Genomic DNA, 17,048 nt, shown 5'->3' with positions numbered 1-17,048 from the left:
GGATCAGAAGGTTGGCAATGCTGGGCTAAGATTTACCAAAACCAATCAACCATCTAACCCAAGCCAGTATCGTTTGCGTTCTACGTACTATTGTGGCTCCAGAGATTCCTTCATCGCGACTCCATTTCTCTAGCACCCGCTCTGCCGCTGCCCTTGGCATAATGGTTAGGCTGTCGAAATATGCAAGATATATTTCTCGAAGTGCCGGTATTTGCAAAACTAACTTGGCCATCTCAAGGCGTTTCTCTGCATAAGGCATTTTCGAAATTTCGGAACCTAGCGAGGTAGCTTGCCTGTATTGGAGTCCATCAGAACCTCGAACTATCTCGCCTAGTCCAAGATAACGAACAGCGGAGAAATAATAGTCAGACTGCCGGGCAGAAAACTCGTAGAGGTTTGTAATGTCTTCGATTGATCGTGGCTCGGCGGCAACAAACTCAGTCATGTCGATTATTCGCTCAAAGTCGTCAGCCTGTGGGAATGGCGCATCCCGGGACACCCTATTATGCGAACCAACATCAATTGCCAGGGCGATTTGAAGAATTTCCTTCTCGCTCACATGGGAGTCCGTCAGCATGTACCTTGAAGACGCCACTAGGCGGATTGAAGAAAGCTCAGTCGGATCGTCAAAGGCAAATTCTGTGATGTCGAAAACATCGTTTGCAAGTGTGATGAACATCGGGCGAACGGGTTTTTTTACTCGACTAGAGAAAGTCAAGTACGGATATAGAAGTTGCCTTACATTGAAATCCAAGGACAAGTGGCGTTTAGCTTCGAGTAGGACTAGTGCGTTTTTACCTTCAAATCCTGCATCAACTTCTATCTGAGCACTTTTGACATTGATTGGTGTTGACCCGCCATAGGTATTTCGTGCTGTGAAGTCAAAAGTCGCCGATCGCCCTTTGCCAGTTATGGTTGGGAGCAGCGCTTCGCCGGCAAAATCATTCAGAATGTCGGCCGCAGCCGCAGCATTGACTAAAGCACCTTCGCCGGTAATCCCGTTACGAGTTAGTGACTCCAGCCACGAAGGCAGGGATTTAGTTTTGACAGTATGGTCGGGTGTGGTCCAGGCGGGGAGCTTCTCAAAAATCTCAAAACGACCGATGCGCCATGATGAATTTGTGAGTGTGAGAATCGAGGTCCCAGTTGCCTTCATGATTGGAGGCAACTGGTGCGAGTGATCAACCTTCGTGTGGAGACGCGCCTCCAGGTGGTTGTCCTTGAACTGAGAAGCGAGAATATCGAAGTAACCATGCTTGTCGACATGCTCTGCAATTCTGTATTTCTCAAACAGGAACTTCCAGTTGTCCCCCGACTTAGTCACTTAGCTCCTTCGGATTGCCTTGAAATTGTCAATAAGCACTTCAGTGAAAAGCCCGCGATTCTCCGAGTTTGCCGCAATCGCACGTCTAACAACCAATTCGTTGACAGTAAAGAACTTTTCTGAATAAAGCCTTCGAATGAACTCCGTGTCTGAGTTGCTCAGTAAGACACGAACGCCAAGTTTGGTAAGTCGAACTACTTCATCGTGGAGTTCAATTTGATTTTCTTCGTTGAAGCCGTCGCGCGTGTAGCTCTTGAAGCTGGTTGCAGTCGTAGGGTGATAGGGCGGGTCGCAATACACTAACGCTCGTGGGTTCGAAACGTTCTGCAGAATGTCCTTGTAGCCCCCTGTATGGAATTCAACAGCTGGGCGACCAGCTGAGTCTGTCTCGCTTAGGAATGCTGATACTGCCCTGAGGTTGTCCTCCATCAGGAGATCAACCTTCTTCGGGTGACCATAAGGAACGTTGTATTGGCCTTTGCTGTTGACTCTGTACAGTCCGTTGAAACCGAGACGATTCAGGGCAATAAAGCGCGCAGCTCGAGAAGTCTTGGAGCGACGTGCAAACGAGGGGCTTCTGTCCCAATCTCGTATTTCGAGGTAATCCTCTAACGAATTGGTCCGTTTCCTAAGTTCCCGTAGGAGCCCGTCTACGTCATCCCGGATAGTTTCGTAAACAGAAATCAATTCGGCATTGAAGTCAGATACGATTTTTGGAGTTTCTGCAGGCAGTGAAAAGAAGAGCGAACCGGCACCCAGAAAAGGCTCGTAATACTCGTCGACATCGTTGGGGACAAACTGCAGTATTTGCTTGACTAGAACGCGTTTTCCTCCAGCCCACTTGAGGAACGGCGTAGCTTGCGCATTACCTTGCGAAGTCATTAAATTGGCCAAGTCACGTCTTTCTGGATCATTGCTTACAGTTTATTTCGAGCCTCAGACATTTAGTTCTTGCCCCGCTTGAAAGATTCAGGTATACGGCCCCATAAACCTAGTCGGCACTATCGCGATATGAAATCAAAGTATCCAAGGAAATCTTGAGCGCCAGAACTGTCGCCTATCAACATCCCTCGATCCAAGCCAGCATTGAAATGCTCGCAGGCTGTTTCTGGGAGTAGGCAGCAGTTGTGGCAAGCTGCGAGATTTGAGCCTGAATTTCCATGAGTGGTGTCGCCCATACAAACAGGGTCATTTGAACACCAGCGCGCGTTTGTCACGGCATTTGAAACTGCCTTAAGCAGATTCTCCGGGGAAGACATTTCAACAAGTCCGCCCATTGTGCCGTCAGCTGATGCCGACGCGGTGTAAATGAGAATTCCATTCTTGTCGCCACTCGAGTAGATTCGCTCGGCGAGGGCGGCGGCGGTATAGCCACATTCGATTACGAGTTCCTGAATAAGCACGTGGGCGAACGTGTGCAGAAGTATGAACTTGGCTTCAGCCTCACCGCCCGGGATAGTCCTGTTGTTCTTCAGGAGTTTGTCTTGGATTAGTTGGATTCTTTGCTGGACACCGATTTGCGCCGCCCATTTGTTCAGCTTCTCACTGTCGAGTGTGATCAGGATGCCTTCGCCACTCTGCTGGATTGCAGGCAGCCAGGACCTAATTGGGTCGCGGCGCAAAAGCTGACGGCCCATGGAAGCCGTTACATCTTTGGAGAACAAACGGCTGAAGCCTCTCAGCGCGGTCGTCTTCCGCAGGAGAGGCACGGCGTTCACGTCGCTTATCCCTAGATTGTTGTTGCCGTAACCGGGGACGGGCCTAACAACTAAATCTCTTTCTTCCCTTGCCGAGATTAGTGCTTTCCATTCGGGGGTTCTGTCAAATGGCGGGACTTCCTCTGAGTCAGTTTTTGGAGGAGGCGGGTTTTTGCCGAATGCCTCCTGCAGGCCCTGTGCTAGTTCGTCGACAGTGAAACCCTCATAGTAGTTCGGGTCATTCATCAGCACCATTTGGGCAACTAGGGGGTAGTTATTTCGAGGAGGAGTATCCAAGTAAGCCTGAATTTTCCCCTTCTTGGGGTCTTTTAGAAGGCGTTCAACGGCTTTTGATGCTCCGCCATTATTTTCGGGAACCAAAATGGAACTGACCGTAGTTGCAAAATAAATGTTGTTTGAACTTCTTAGAACCATTCGCACATGTCGTTGGCAACCTGATTTCTGGTGAGTTTGCAACCAGGGCATTGAACCTTTGCAAAGGAATTCAGACCCGCGCTGGAGATTCAGTGAAAGATCAGTAGTGCCGTCTGGGTTTGCGGTGTTGGTGCCGGAAAGGTCCCTGTAAGAGCCACAAGCAAGACACTCGATTTTTTGACTTCTAAGTTCCACAACGCCATTGGCCTTGAAAATCAAATTTTTTGGATTCGGACAGGCGCCTCGTATGCCCTTGTGGACCCATTCCACCCAAGGAAACTCGTCCAAGTGGCCGTCTTCGCACGCGATCACAAAGTTGGTTTGAACCATTCTTCGACCCTTCTTGCCTTCTGAGATGCAATGTGGGCACTCATTTGGACGGGGTCCTTCGTTTTTGCGCATCCTGTTGCAGGAATAACAAATCATCCAAGATGGAAAAAGTGTGAGGTCCAGGTAGTCGGAGTCATCTTCTTCTGATACGCCTTCGGCCGGAGGCAAAACGAAGTGATCGACACCTAAGTTTGCTGCAAGCAATGGGTCTCGCAGGATCACGTCATTTGGAATTCTCTGTCTTTGTTTTTCACCAATCTTCTGACGTTTCGGGGTCACGTACCAGGCGTCGATACCTGGAATAAGCGCTGTTGAACCATCTCTTAGGACCGTGAGTGAACCAGGCCCACCCCCAAGAATCAAACTGCTTTGTCTCACGTTGTTTTCGACCATTAGGCCTGGCCTCCTAAAGTTGAATCAAAACTATAAACATTCGACGACGTTTCTACCTTCGTTTGACCGTCAACATCACGCATCGATTGTGGAATGGTGATTGACCTGTCTCCACGGATATCACCGAGTGGCCTAGCCCCGCGACGGAGAAGCGCCGTTGAGGCATTGGTTGACTGCTTATCCGGTTGCTCTTGCAGCCAGTCGTAAACCCACTGAATTGGCCTGTATTGGATCCATTCATTCTTGAAATCTTGGACTTGCCTTTCAAAGTCATCAAGTCGGGTAAAGCTCGATTTGAGGAACTTCATACGGGCACGGAGTATTTCTACAACTCGATCGAAAACAGCTTCGTCCAAATAGGTCGGACTTGCTTCGATCGGGCTGTAAATTCGGTAAAGCGCAATTAGCGCGCCACGGAGGCCTTTATCCATCGTTTGTATTGCGAATGGCGTGACGCTAAGCGGCTCCACTTGTGCGTATAGGCGTTTATGGAAAACACCAAAGTGCTCGTAAACGCTTCTATCGCGAGCTCGCCCCGAGTTGTATAGCATTACAACTAGACCAGGACCCTTTTCGGGCTTTCGTCCAACACGGCCTGAAACCTGAATGTATTGGGCTGTCAATTTAGGCTGGCTATAAATCGTGAGTAGACCTAATCGGGATACATCGACGCCAACCTCCATAATGCTGGAAGCTAGGCATGTTTTTACGAAACCATTCTCTGAATTGGACCTCTTCAAGTCATCTAGAGCTGTGGATACTTCCTTTGAGGAAATGCGACCAGTAAGTTCCATAATCGGTTCAAGGGAGCGAGTCTTGCTGTTTGGGAGCCTTGCTTCCCTCCACATTGCGTTCAATAGTGAAACGACTGTCGACTGCAGAAGCGTTAGAGACTGCCCCAATTCTTTAAGGCTGTTGAAGAACCACATTGAGGTCGAGTAGTAGTCAATCTCTTCTGCCGGCCCGTCCCATGCGCTAGGGGCCTGCGACAGGAAGGCGCTTACTTGGGATGTGGCTAACTGACCAGTTGCATATGTGGCTGGGTTGATACCTAAATACAGGGTGCCGCGATCAGCTTTTCCATTTGTTCGCTTCACAGATGAGAAAAATGTTTCATTTGCTCGAGATATAGCCTGAGGGAACAAGGTCACTTTGTTTCTTGCGTAGAGACTGTGCACTTGAGATTCATATCGTCGTGTCGTGGCAGTAGAGGCAATAATCTTTGGCTTGATCCCTGCGCCGTCTCTGAAGTCCGTGCAAAACGATTCGATAACACCTTCGTAAAGCCCAACTAGGGAACCCAATGGTCCGGAAATTAGGTGCAGCTCGTCCTGAATGATCAAGCCCGGAGGTGGTCCAACCCTAACTCCATCATCACCAATATTGAAAAGAGTTCTCGCTTTTGGCTGCCAAGATAGCTGAGCGAATTTGTCGACAGTGCCGAGCACGAATGAAGGCTTGTTGTCGTATACATCGTCATCAGTAATCCAAATTGGAAGTGCTTTGCTTTCGCGGCTGAACTCGCAACTTGTATCACCGCAAATGAAAAGCAGAGTCTCAATACCTTCGGTGCTCTTTTTGTAACCAATCCATTTCTTGTCAGATTCTCGGCGAGCGAACTTAGCTCCACACCAAGGGCACTTCTTTAGGACAAAGGGATTAGCTGGTTCAGATTTCTTAGCCTTTGCTTCTAGAATCTCAACTGCGACACTGCGCCTGTTTGGCGTGGTGTCTCCTCCAAGCCAAACACCAATTGAAATTGGCTCAGTGCCTAGCACCTCTGGTTGTGCCCGACGCATGTGCTCGAGTGCGACGATTAGTCCAGAGCTTCGTTCGAACTGTTGGACGGTTAGCAATCGAAGTGTGTAACGCATTAGAACATCGACTCCGTGGTGGGCATTGTCGCATAGTCGTCGATATATGATTTGAATTGCAGCTGCACCAAGATACGCTTCGGTTTTTCCACCACCCGTTGGGAAGAATATAAGGTCGACTTCATCCCGATCTTCGCTGCTTGGGTCAACAATCCCAGCAATTGCCATCAATATGAAGCCAATTTGGAATGGCCTCCAGGTTCCATACTCGGTCGGATCTGGCTCCACGATAGGTGGATACTGAATCGGAGCCCCTTTTTTATCTATGATTTTTCGCTCAGGGATAAGCCCTCTTTGTTGCTGAAGGTACATCGCCTTGTTTGCGAGTTGAAATGCCTGAAATATTCGTTGATCCTTATTTTCAAACAGGATTGCCAGGCCTTTGCGCATTCGCTGGGCAATGTGCCTGTTCTTGCTAATTAGGCGCTTGCCGATAGCTAGTTGGTCACCAGTTAAAACCGCAAGAATTGAGTCTTGTTGCCCAATCCACTGTTCGTATTTAGTGACTAGTTCCTCCAGAGGCACCCGAGCAGAAATCCGTTCAAACTTGGCCAACTCATCCATCCTGATCGAAAGGCCAGAGATGCTTGTCTCTAAGCGCTCCTGGTAAAAGGATGGAATTACTGCAGTCGTTACCTGTGAAGGCGGTGCCCCGTCCAGTTCTTCCCAGTCCACGGCGATGCCGTGTCCGTAGGCGTAATTGCCAATGTGTCGGTACAGGAATTCGATTTCTTGATCTTCTTGATTCTCTCGATCAAGAAGTCTGGCCGCATCAACGGATGCGAAAGAAGCAGCTCCGTTCAGCTTGAGCGACATCGAGAATTGGAATAGCTCTTTGTCCTCTTCAACGCCTTTATGCGCTACTACGGCGGTGAGAGCCTTGATAGTCGAGCCAGTAATGTCCTGTCCACCAGTTTCGCGCCATCTAAGCTGCAGGTTTGCAATTTCTCCAATTGCCCCTGGAATTGGTTTAGGTACGAGAGCATTTCGTCGGTTCGAAATTTCGCTCCATTGCACAAGAACTTTCTCGGAGTGTGCCTTGCGGCGATACCATTTCGCGGTTCTTTTGCCATCAATTAGGACATTTATCTCTTCGTAAGTTGAACCAGCGATTTCAAACTCGAATGCAAAATCGCCAAGATTGGTGAACTGTGCTGTGAATCCCATTGCGCTTGGACGGTATTTCTGGCTTTCATCGATTGACGATTCGTCCGAATCACTAGTGGTCAAGTTTCCCGTAGATTCCGGAACTTGAGCGTTTACGAAAGCATCCCTCGGTGCGTCTGTCTGAGGGCCCGATTCGGACTCATTAGGCGTGGAAGTTTCTTCCTCTCGTGGTGCGTGAAGAATGCCAGTTCCAAAAACCATTTTTGGACGGGAATACTGGACGATAGGGAAGCCCGTTTCAGGGTCATGAAAAGCACGAGGACTTGATTCCTTCTCAATATGCACTTTGCCGTCGGAACCCGGCGCTGGTAAAGGCTCGCCGGTGTACAAAGAAAATTCAGTGGGCCCGAGAATCTGTTCAACTAAGTAGTTTGAGATCGTTTCCCGCGCAGTCTCTGGCTTTTGAGGCTGATTAACCATTTTGAGCTCCCTGCACTAGTGCATCATGTTTTGTTTCCGTGATTATGTAGGTGAAGTCGTGTAATGCTCTTGTCCCACCAACGTAGAACGTTTCCGTTAGCGAAGGATTAGGTGAATCAAATTCGACTATCACTACGGCCATCGCTTCGAGTCCCTTGAACTCTTGGATGCTCCCTAGCCGAATTCGCCCAGGCCGAGGGTTTCGAAGCTCCGTGTAATCGATCTTCGACCTTTCCGCCAAAGCGATAAGGAGTTGTTTTTGTGCGCTTAGGAGAACGACGTGTTCAGGGCTGAATTTGTGAGTAAGTTCGTAAATTTCATTGCTCAAGACGGAGCCGAATTTGGCCTCGGAACTCACAATTTGTGAATTTACTTTGCTATCTGAATCTTCGCGCCTGTACGCGTCATACTCAGGATTCATTCTCAACAAGGCAACCAGGTAATCCCCAAGAGTTTGCGTATTACGACAATTGGTTAGCAGCGGCGAGAGAACCTGCAATCCAGGTATTGCACTTACGTAGTTGGCCAGGCTTTCCTTGCCGGATAGGTAAACGCCTTGGTTTTCGAAGTCACCACAAGCCAAAACCTTTGCACCAGCAAGCCCATGCTTCAAAAGGGCATCGATCAATACCAAGTAGTCGGTTGTGCCAATATCCTGTGCTTCATCAATAACAAGCGTGTCAAAAGGATTTTCCTCAGCGAATTGGACGGCATTCTTAAGAGCCTCTGAGACGAGTGTGTGCTCCCAGAAGTCTTGATTTGCATCGCTCGGGACCGAAATGTCGGCTATCTCGAGCAGTAAGGCGTGTAGAGAAACAATCCTCACTGAAGGGAAATTGACCATAAGGCCCCTTAGGTGCTGGGCAAGCATATTGTTGTAACAGAGGAAGAGCGTTTGTTCTCCACGTTCATGCGCTTGGCGAGCAGCTTGTAGAGCGATGTGAGTCTTGCCTGTGCCGGCCATGCCGGGAAGTAGGACGGCCTTCAGGCTGCCGACAAGCTTCATCATTTCGAGTTGTTCTTGAAGCGCCGAGTCCAGAAAGTCTTTCACCTCTTTCTGGCGTGCAATGGGGGATTGATATGCAGTGAAGCGCGGCAACAAAGCCTGAGAAATTTGCTTCAACTTGCTTTGTGGAGCCAGTTGAAGGGGCTTATACATTTTTAGCCCAGCAACTAGCCTCTTTGTTGCGTTCGAAAGCACGTCCACAATGTCACCGGCTAAGTCTTCCGATGAGAGTATCTGCTCATCCTGCCAAGCTATAGATGCATGGATGCCACTACGCGTTATGTCTGTGAACCAGACGGCATACACAAAAGGTACATCTTGGTAGCCGACACCAACTTCATCCAAATATTCCATTATCGAACGCATTGCTTCATTGGCTTGCTTGAAAGGGCCTCGTTGTTCGACCTTATTGCCGATTTTCCAACCTGCAGGCCCATGGGATATTGATTTTGCAGATTTCACTTCTAAGACGAGTGCACCGACTCCAGGTATAAAGACTACAAAATCGGCTTCGGATTGAGTCTTGGTTACATGGCTTAACAAATCCAAACTGTGCAGGACTATCCAGTCCCTGCCTTTCTCGCTGTCCCTGAGTTTCTTAAATATTTTCCGCTCGCCTGGGGAGGCATTGGGGTGTTCTGAAAATGAAGTTGGTGTGATTTCCAAGCTATTAGACCTCAAACTTTCCTGCAACGACGCGCCTAACTTGTGAACTCCTGAACATAATCACGTCATCGCCGACGCCCATGATTGGTGCCAGCAGGTACGTAGCATCTCCATGGTCTTCAAGGGTTACTTCAAGTGCCTGGCCTTTATCCAGAGCCAACAACTCCTGTTCATCAAGACTCTGAGCAATGGCATTGCCGGCATTCCTGCCAGCTTGAATGCGGGCACCATCCATGGATTTCGCCAGTTCCATCACAAGTTTTGCTTCCGACTTGCCAAGCCCTAGCCAATGAAGTAGGACTTCGAAATCTCGATTTAATAAGGGGTCAATTTGTTCTTCGTCCACCCAGTTGCGCGCACGGCTGTATTTTTCCACGCCGGCGCCTTTTAGCTCGGCCTCGACTGTGCTGATTCCCAGTTGTGCGATCTTTGCTTTTAGAAGCCCTTTCCAATGAATCTGTGATGACACATAACGATGAAAATCGTCGCCCATGTCTTTAGCAGCGCGTTCGCGCAAAGCCTGAGATTCAGATCTATCGACGCACGCGACTAGATAGTCTCCTGGGTGAAGGTCTTTGAATGGATTCTTGAACACTATTTGCCATGCATCTGCCTTCTCGTTGAACTCAAAAACCGAAACTTTCTTCGAATCTGCTTCTACCGGGAAAACCAATTCTTCGCCAATGGCGATGACTCGGCATGATTGGTCTCCCCCTGATTCATAGGTTGCGTAGTCTCCTGAGGCGTGGCGCGGGATCCAGTCCTCAAATACATCCGAAGGTGTAGGTGCTTCCGGAACCAGCGAGATGTCCACGTGGAGCGGTGTAGATATTTCTACCGGTGGCAAGTTGGCCAACTCAAATCCTGGCATCAGGTGCCTGTCAAGTTGAAGGTCTCGATTGAACATGAACCAATCGGGGCTAACGAAAGTAGCTTTTGGGGTGATGCCAGTTAGGAGAAGTGCACGTAGGTGTGATGCAAATTGTTCTCTGTTCAAATAAGCGGAAGGCGATGAAGGGAAGAGGGTTAATTCGAAAGGTTCAAAGAGCTGAATTCTCACATCTCTTAAAGAATGCACTGTGACTTTGTCGCTCAGTCCATGTGAAGCGACCCAGTCATCTGCTTTATGCCTAAGCCTCGCCGTTTCGGGGACAAGTAAGACCCGGCCATCGACAGCGTCAACGGCGGCGCGGATACTCTCGGACTGAAGTCGTGCAATCTCTTCGATGTTCTGTCGAAGGAAGCTCAGAAGTTGCTCGAGTGACGCTAGTTGAGAGGCCGGGAGGTAGTTTCGAGTGGCGAAGATTTCACTCTCCAGGGCCGAAAGTTCGTTCGTCCAAAAGTCGCCCATTGGTTCGCCGGCGAGAAGGCATCTTGAATATGTCTTAATTACGTTGAGGGCGATTGCGAGATTGGAAAAGGTTGCGTCCTGCCAATCAAATGACGATCGTCTAAGTTCGGCTAATTGCGTCGCTAGCTCTGTGCCTTTGGGGCTTGAGTAAAAATCGATTTTCCATGATTTCGGAACAGCCACGGCTTCCGCAGCATTTAGGTAAAGGCGATTAACTTGCTCTACGAGATTCGTCATTTGTTGCTCCAAGCCCAAATTTGCACTCCGGCTGGTGGTGTCCATGCCAGCAGGGTCGAGGCATCAACGCGCTTTAGATTAGCCGTTTGTTCTGTGAAAGCTGCCAATGCTTTGCCCTGAGACCTGGGGATGCCCATTTCGACGATAGACAGAACCCGTCGGTCAATGAGTGCCTCTTTTGCAGAAAGTTTGGTCGAGGCGCGATTACCGTCCAAGACCACCCATTCGCATAGGCCCGGCAAACTATGTGGCCAATCGCTGAGTTTAGGGAAGGAATTCACCGGTTCGAATAGATTCACAAAATGCGGGAACTTATTTTCTGCGTAATCGATCCGCCCCATGTCTTCGAGAATCGTTTCGGACGTGCCAAGGACTGCTTGCATGGGTGCGTACCGCACACCTGTAGAGGCCTGCTCGCGGAAATAATCGACCTCGCCATAAATAACCAGTCCAGGTGAGGCTTGTGAGTTCCAGCGTATTGCTGGTACTTCTTGACTGAGTTTGCCGGCGGGCGGAACCGGAAGTTTGTGCAAACCAGTTGGAAAACCCATTGGAAGAACTGAAAGGCTCGCGATGCGAGACCGTTCCAGCACCATGAACGGCGTCTGACTGCCATTTGCCTGAATCGTGATTCGAACAGACGTTACTTCAGATGAATTTGCCGACGTTACAGACTCGAGGGCGACATCCTGAATGTGCAAATCTGAACTGCCCAGGCCGGGCTTCCTCTCGATTCTTAGGATTTGACCCGTTTCTAGGTCAAATACGGCTTCAAGTTCAACATTCTTAAGGAGCGTCTGACCTGATCGAAATTTCTGAATTGAATAACCGAAAGCCAATGCTGCCGAGACGAATTCTCGCTTCGGGCACGCTACAAGAATTTTGTTGATGTGAAAATTAGGCGAAGCGGTCGCCTCCGCGAGTTGGACTCCGAGATTTACAAACGACTTAAACCAGGCACCAGCTTCGACCCAATCACTGCCAGGCGCTATTGGCTTAAGTTCGATTTTCATAGTTCCCCCCAATGGCTAAAGATAGCATTGCAGTCAGACATTATTGACAGACGAACATTTCGATTTGATTCCACAAGCGGTAAAAATGATTGGGAATCTGCCCATCGTGCTTCACTTGCGAAGCATGTCCCCGAACATTGCAGTTTCGGCTCGGTTGCCTCGACTGGGTGAATGATGCCATTAAGAAAATTAACCAGACAATAAGTCAAGGCCCCAGCGAATCCGCCAGGGCCTCAACTCTCGAACTTACTTAGATGCGCTTCCAGCGCGCACGGCTGCCATCCTTGACGCATTTCACACGAGCGCCATTGTCTGCAATTTTCTTTTTGCCGATGTCAGCTTTTTTGCAGAACTGCCCGGCTTTCACATCGTGAATAAAAACCTGATCAACAGCCAATGCCGGCTGAGCAGCAGTGATTGGGGCTGCAATAAACACAGCCGCCATCGCCAAACCAAGCACTTTTTTCATGATTAGCCAAACAACTCAGGCAAGGTTGCCTCGTGAGCACCGCGAAGGTCGCTTAGCTGCCAGGTGGCAATGTCTTGAATCTCAAGCTGGCCGCTGTTGTCGGTTACACCAATGCGCAGCACCGGAATTCCGCGAGCTTCACACAGGCCAACAAACTTAACGTCGTCTTCGCGACCAACCGAAACCAGCACGCGACCAGTTGACTCTGAGAACAGAGCACAGGTGCGGTCAACGCCATCGCGCTCGCTGATCTCGTTTAGCCAAACACGAGCACCCATGTTGAAGCGCAGGGTGCACTCAACTAGAGCCTGAGCCAAACCGGCCTCTGATAGGTCGTGAGCCGAAGCCAATAGGCCCTGCTCGCTTGCTGCTGCAAGAGCATCGCCAAGCTGCTTCTCAAAACCAAGGTCAACAACTGGTGGGCGACCACCAAGGTGACCGTGAATAACCTCAGACCAAACTGAGCCATCAAGTTCATCTTTGGTAACACCAAGAAGATAGATGTTGTGGCCCTCGTCTTGCCAACCGCTAGGAATGCGGCGGGCTACGTTGTCGATAACACCAAGCACACCAACAACCGGGGTTGGGTGAATAGCTACATCGCCGGTCTGGTTATAGAACGAGACGTTACCGCCGGTAACCGGAATGCCAAGCTCAAGACAGCCGTCGGCCAAACCTGCGGTTGCCTGCTTGAACTGCCACATAACTTCAGGGTTCTCTGGTGAACCAAAGTTCAAACAGTTGGTAACAGCCATTGGCTTTGCGCCACCAACTGCAACGTTGCGGTATGCCTCGGCCAATGCCAAGCGAGCGCCCTGATATGGGTCTAGGTAGCAGTAGCGACCGTTTGCATCCGTGGCAATTGAAATGCCAAGGCCGGTCTCTTCGCTAACGCGAACCATGCCTGAGTCATCTGGCTGAGCCAACGCGGTGTTGCCGCCAACATAGCGGTCATACTGGTTGGTGATCCAGCCCTTGTCGGCCTGGTTAGGGCTTGAAACAATCTGAACCAACTGGGCTGCAAGCTCAGATGAGTTGTCGTTCGCGCGGTAAAGACCACGTGAGTGAACGGTGTCGTTGTTCAGTGCGTCTTGATATGAAGGGAACGCAACTGGGCGCTCATAAACTGGGCCATCGTGAGCAACGGTGCGAGGTGGCACGTTGACGATCTCTTCTTCGCCCCAGTTGATGTAGAGACGGTCTTCGCCGATAACCTCACCGATAACCGAGTACTCAACCTCCCACTTGTTCACGATTGCCTCGAAAGCCTTTAGGTCTTTCTTAGGAACGATGCCCATCATGCGCTCTTGAGACTCTGACATCAGAATTTCTTCTGGGGTTAGTGACTCGTCGCGCTTTAGAACCTTTTGCAACTGAACGCGCATTCCGGCGCCACCGTTTGAAGCAAGCTCTGAGGTTGCACAGCTAATGCCGGCACCGCCAAGGTCTTGAATTCCGGCAACAACCTGTGCGTGGTAGAGCTCAAGGCAGCACTCGATTAGAACCTTCTCGGCGAACGGGTCGCCAACCTGAACTGCCGGGCGCTTTGCTGGGCCGGTTGAATCGAAGGTCTCAGATGCAAGCACTGAAACACCACCGATGCCGTCGGCGCCGGTGCGGGCACCGAACAAAATAACTAGGTCGCCAGGGTTTGAAGCCTTTGCAAGCTTTAGGTCTTCGTGGCGAAGCGCGCCAACGCTAAGTGCGTTAACTAGCGGGTTGCCCTGATAAACCTTGTCAAAAACAGTCTCGCCACCGATGTTTGGCAGACCCAGGCAGTTTCCATAGAAACTGATGCCGTCAACCACGCCGTGAACCACGCGAGCGGTGTCTGGGTCGTTAGGCGCACCAAAGCGAAGCTGATCCATGACAGCAATTGGGCGGGCACCCATGGTCAAAATGTCGCGAACAATGCCGCCAACACCGGTTGCTGCACCCTGAAAAGGCTCGATGTATGAAGGGTGATTGTGTGACTCAACCTTGAAGGTCACAGCCCAGCCCTCGCCGATGTCAACCACACCGGCGTTCTCGCCCATGCCGACCATGAGGTCTTTCTTCATCTCGTCGGTGACCTTCTCGCCAAACTGACGAAGGTAGATCTTTGAAGACTTGTATGAACAGTGCTCAGACCACATAACTGAATACATTGCCAACTCAGATGAGGTTGGGCGGCGGCCCAAAATCTCACGGATGCGTGCGTATTCTTCTAGCTTTAGACCGAGCTCAACAAAAGGCTGTGCCTTGTCTGGAGTAACTGCCGCCTCGGCGGTGGTGTCAACGCCTGAAGGAACGAACTTCTGCTTCTTTTTGAAAAGTGCCATGATTTGAGCCTTCTGCGCTTAGGCGTTGACTAGCGAGTTAATAACTGAGGTGAAGAACTTGAGGCCATCGATGCCCGACTTCATTGCCACCGATGAGTCTGGGCCAAAGCCAGGCTCAACCGCATGCTCTGGGTGAGGCATTAGACCAACAACGTTGCCGCGCTCGTTGCGCAAACCTGCGATGTCGTTCATTGAACCGTTTGGGTTTGAGTCAAGGTAGCGGAACGCAACTAGGCCCTCACCCTCAAGGCGCTTTAGGGTCTCTGGGTTGGCAATGTAGCCACCCTCACCGTTCTTTAGCGGAATGGTGATTTCTTCGTTCTGGGTGAACTGGTTGGTCCACGGGGTGTTGACGTTCTCAACACGAAGGCGCTGGTCGCGGCAAATGAAGTGCTGTTTTTCGTTGCGAATTAGACCACCCGGAAGCAGGTGTGCCTCAACGAGCACCTGAAAACCGTTGCAAATGCCAAGCACCGGAAGGCCGCCGTTGGCAGCCTTGACGATCTCGGCGGTTACTGGAGCCTGAGCTGCGATTGCGCCACAGCGAAGGTAGTCACCGTATGAAAAGCCGCCCGGAAGAACTACTGCGTCAACCTTGTGCAGGTTGGCATCTGCGTGCCATAGCGGAACAGCCTCAGCACCGGCGATGCGAACAGCACGCTGTGCGTCGCGGTCATCCAAGGTGCCCGGAAAAGTGACAACACCAATTTTGATGGTCATTGGGTGGCCCGCCTTAGTTCTGAACGGTTACCGAGACAACGTCTTCGATAACAGCGTTAGACAAGAATGATTCACCGATCTGCTGAGCCTCAGCGATGTCGGCGTCGGTAACTGCGCGGTCAAAGTGAAGCTCGATGCGCTTGCCGATGCGAACAGCAGTGATGTCTTTGTGGCCCTTGCGGTGCAGGGCGTTGTTCACTGACTTGCCGGCTGGGTCAAGAAGAACCTCTTTTGGCATAACTTCAACGATGATTTTTGGCACAGGAACTCCTGATTTTTAGGCGGCAGGTGGGCGCACGAACGGCCGTCTTTGGCTGGGCGAACCCTTCTATTTTAGCGGGTTTCGAGTTTCTATAGACAGCCCAACTCGGGTTGTACATAATTATGTACATGAGGTTCTTTTCGGTGGCTGAGGCCCGTGCAAAATTTGCCCAGATTATTCAAAGTTCTGAACAGACTCACGAGCGCATAGTTATCACCAGAAATGGCGAACCAGCCGTAACCATGCTCAGCATTGACGACTATGAAGGCATGGTTGATCAAATAGAAATTCTCAGTGACCCTGAGCTGCTCAAAGAACTAAAGGCCTCGGTGGCTGAGTTTGAAAAGCACCCCGAAAGCTTTGTGACCGCCGATTCAGCGGCGATGCAAAAACTTATCGGTGAGCGCAAAGATTCAAGTGACTCGGTTTAAGGTCGTCTATTCGCCTAGTGCACAGCGGGCAATAGCCTCGTTGCCACTCAAGGTGGTTGACGCGGTTTTGGCTTTTTGCGAGGGGCCCTTGGCCGAGAACCCACAGCGGGTAGGCAAAGAACTCAAGTTTGAAAAAGTTGGGTTTTATAGCGCTCGCCGCGGTTCGTATCGAATCATTTATTTGATTCACGATGCCGAGGTGGTCGTAATGGTTGCCAAAATCGAGCATCGAGCACACGTTTATCGGGGTTAAAGAAAATCGACGACCGTTCGAACACGAAAACAGGGCCCCGGCTGCTAACCAAGGCCCTGCTGTTGTCACGTTTGTATGCGATTTAGTCTTCGGTTGAAGTCGAACCGCTGGTTGTGTTCGAGGTGGTGCTGTCATCAACGGTGAAACTTGAATCGTCGTCAGAGGCGTCTCCATCTGGGCCATGGTGAGCACCGTGGCGGCCATCGTCGTCAGCGTCGCCATCGTCATCTGCCGGGGCAAATCCATCCACGGTGTCAGTGATTACAAAGTTCTCATCAAATTTCACGGTCACGACTGAGCCATCGGCGTTCTTTAGGTGCACCTCATAGGCTGCGCCATCAGAATCGGTCTCGGCGCGAATCACGGTTGCATCGGCAACCTCGGCTAGCGCTGCCTCAGTCAGCCTGGCCTCGGTAGTTGCATCTACGTTTGCCTCGCCCTCGCGAACTGAGGTTGCGCTAAAAATGTCTGGCTTGTCGGCCGGTGTGGTGCTGGTTGAATCTGTGGTTGAGGTGGTGGTCGAGTCAGCTGCGCTTGCTGCACTGATTGAGAAGGCACTGCCTGCTACTAGGCCAGCGGTTAGTAGGCCGGCAGCTCCAAGAATTTGTTTCTTCATTTGTTGCTCCTTATCTAACGAACTCTTTGCCCGTTAGAAAAAGCCTTTCGGCCCAACATGTGA

General features: G+C 50.5%; 14 protein-coding genes. 2 read left to right on the top strand and 12 right to left on the bottom strand.

All coding sequences use genetic code 11. The annotated features are described in order from the left end of the window. Positions 1-25: 25 nt before the first annotated feature. The 11 genes from Q0L26_RS02820 to purS form a co-directional block, all read right to left on the bottom strand. Positions 26-1,324 carry a hypothetical protein gene (locus tag Q0L26_RS02820; protein WP_296647076.1) on the bottom strand — a complete coding sequence of 433 codons (1,299 nt, stop codon included), beginning with the start codon at positions 1,322-1,324 and terminating at the stop codon, positions 26-28. Next, entirely contained in the window at positions 1,325-2,206 is an 882-nt protein-coding gene (locus tag Q0L26_RS02815) for a Dam family site-specific DNA-(adenine-N6)-methyltransferase (protein ID WP_296647074.1), read from the bottom strand. Positions 2,207-2,325: 119 nt separating this feature from the next. Continuing rightward, positions 2,326-4,179: a DUF1998 domain-containing protein gene (locus Q0L26_RS02810; RefSeq protein WP_296647071.1), complete on the bottom strand. Its 1,854-nt coding sequence runs from the start codon at positions 4,177-4,179 to the stop codon at positions 2,326-2,328. Then, the gene (locus Q0L26_RS02805) at positions 4,179-7,640 is read right to left on the bottom strand and encodes a helicase-related protein (RefSeq protein WP_296647068.1); all 3,462 of its coding nucleotides are present in this window, start codon (positions 7,638-7,640) and stop codon (positions 4,179-4,181) included. The genes Q0L26_RS02810 and Q0L26_RS02805 overlap by 1 nt, the downstream gene beginning before the upstream one ends. Beyond that, positions 7,633-9,312 carry an NERD domain-containing protein gene (locus Q0L26_RS02800; protein ID WP_296647067.1) on the bottom strand — a complete coding sequence of 560 codons (1,680 nt, stop codon included), beginning with the start codon at positions 9,310-9,312 and terminating at the stop codon, positions 7,633-7,635. Before Q0L26_RS02800 ends, Q0L26_RS02805 begins: the two co-directional genes overlap by 8 nt. 4 nt (positions 9,313-9,316) lie before the next feature. After that, entirely contained in the window at positions 9,317-10,900 is a 1,584-nt protein-coding gene (locus Q0L26_RS02795) for a hypothetical protein (protein ID WP_296647064.1), read from the bottom strand. Continuing rightward, the gene (locus Q0L26_RS02790) at positions 10,897-11,913 is read right to left on the bottom strand and encodes a hypothetical protein (protein WP_296647062.1); all 1,017 of its coding nucleotides are present in this window, start codon (positions 11,911-11,913) and stop codon (positions 10,897-10,899) included. The genes Q0L26_RS02795 and Q0L26_RS02790 overlap by 4 nt, the downstream gene beginning before the upstream one ends. Positions 11,914-12,163: 250 nt before the next feature. Continuing rightward, positions 12,164-12,382, bottom strand: a complete 219-nt coding sequence (locus Q0L26_RS02785) for a hypothetical protein (RefSeq protein WP_296647059.1) — start codon at positions 12,380-12,382, stop codon at positions 12,164-12,166. A 2-nt stretch (positions 12,383-12,384) separates the two neighbouring features. After that, positions 12,385-14,703: a phosphoribosylformylglycinamidine synthase subunit PurL gene (purL, locus tag Q0L26_RS02780; protein ID WP_296647057.1), complete on the bottom strand. Its 2,319-nt coding sequence runs from the start codon at positions 14,701-14,703 to the stop codon at positions 12,385-12,387. 18 nt (positions 14,704-14,721) lie between these two features. Next, on the bottom strand, positions 14,722-15,423 hold the full coding sequence (purQ, locus tag Q0L26_RS02775; RefSeq protein ID WP_296647054.1) for a phosphoribosylformylglycinamidine synthase subunit PurQ: 702 nt from the start codon (positions 15,421-15,423) through the stop codon (positions 14,722-14,724). A 13-nt stretch (positions 15,424-15,436) separates the two neighbouring features. Further along, positions 15,437-15,685, bottom strand: coding sequence for a phosphoribosylformylglycinamidine synthase subunit PurS (gene purS, locus Q0L26_RS02770; RefSeq protein ID WP_296647051.1), 249 nt, complete (start codon positions 15,683-15,685; stop codon positions 15,437-15,439). Positions 15,686-15,807: 122 nt separating this feature from the next. Between purS and Q0L26_RS02765 the strand changes: the two genes are divergently transcribed. Together Q0L26_RS02765 and Q0L26_RS02760 are read left to right on the top strand one after the other, a co-directional pair. Then, positions 15,808-16,116: a type II toxin-antitoxin system Phd/YefM family antitoxin gene (locus Q0L26_RS02765; protein ID WP_366518390.1), complete on the top strand. Its 309-nt coding sequence runs from the start codon at positions 15,808-15,810 to the stop codon at positions 16,114-16,116. After that, positions 16,103-16,369, top strand: coding sequence for a type II toxin-antitoxin system RelE/ParE family toxin (locus Q0L26_RS02760; protein ID WP_296647045.1), 267 nt, complete (start codon positions 16,103-16,105; stop codon positions 16,367-16,369). Before Q0L26_RS02765 ends, Q0L26_RS02760 begins: the two co-directional genes overlap by 14 nt. An 82-nt stretch (positions 16,370-16,451) precedes the next feature. Here Q0L26_RS02760 and Q0L26_RS02755 read toward each other — a convergent pair whose 3' ends face one another. Then, positions 16,452-16,985 (bottom strand): hypothetical protein, encoded by a 534-nt coding sequence (locus Q0L26_RS02755; protein ID WP_296647042.1) that lies wholly within the window; start codon positions 16,983-16,985, stop codon positions 16,452-16,454. Positions 16,986-17,048: the final 63 nt, after the last annotated feature.

The sequence above is a fragment of the Rhodoluna sp. genome (assembly GCF_024641065.1).
GTDB lineage: Bacteria > Actinomycetota > Actinomycetes > Actinomycetales > Microbacteriaceae > Rhodoluna.
This window is presented reverse-complemented; position numbering and strand designations above follow the sequence as displayed.

Excerpts from the sequence above, each read along its gene's own strand:
- Q0L26_RS02815 (WP_296647074.1), bottom strand. The coding sequence starts at position 2,206 with ATGACTTCGCAAGGTAATGCGCAAGCTACGCCGTTCCTCAAGTGGGCT.
- Q0L26_RS02810 (WP_296647071.1), bottom strand. The coding sequence starts at position 4,179 with ATGGTCGAAAACAACGTGAGACAAAGCAGTTTGATTCTTGGGGGTGGG.
- Q0L26_RS02805 (WP_296647068.1), bottom strand. The coding sequence starts at position 7,640 with ATGGTTAATCAGCCTCAAAAGCCAGAGACTGCGCGGGAAACGATCTCA.
- Q0L26_RS02795 (WP_296647064.1), bottom strand. The coding sequence starts at position 10,900 with ATGACGAATCTCGTAGAGCAAGTTAATCGCCTTTACCTAAATGCTGCG.
- Q0L26_RS02790 (WP_296647062.1), bottom strand. The coding sequence starts at position 11,913 with ATGAAAATCGAACTTAAGCCAATAGCGCCTGGCAGTGATTGGGTCGAA.
- Q0L26_RS02785 (WP_296647059.1), bottom strand. The coding sequence starts at position 12,382 with ATGAAAAAAGTGCTTGGTTTGGCGATGGCGGCTGTGTTTATTGCAGCC.
- purL (WP_296647057.1), bottom strand. The coding sequence starts at position 14,703 with ATGGCACTTTTCAAAAAGAAGCAGAAGTTCGTTCCTTCAGGCGTTGAC.
- purQ (WP_296647054.1), bottom strand. The coding sequence starts at position 15,423 with ATGACCATCAAAATTGGTGTTGTCACTTTTCCGGGCACCTTGGATGAC.
- Q0L26_RS02765 (WP_366518390.1), top strand. The coding sequence starts at position 15,808 with ATGTACATGAGGTTCTTTTCGGTGGCTGAGGCCCGTGCAAAATTTGCC.
- Q0L26_RS02755 (WP_296647042.1), bottom strand. The coding sequence starts at position 16,985 with ATGAAGAAACAAATTCTTGGAGCTGCCGGCCTACTAACCGCTGGCCTA.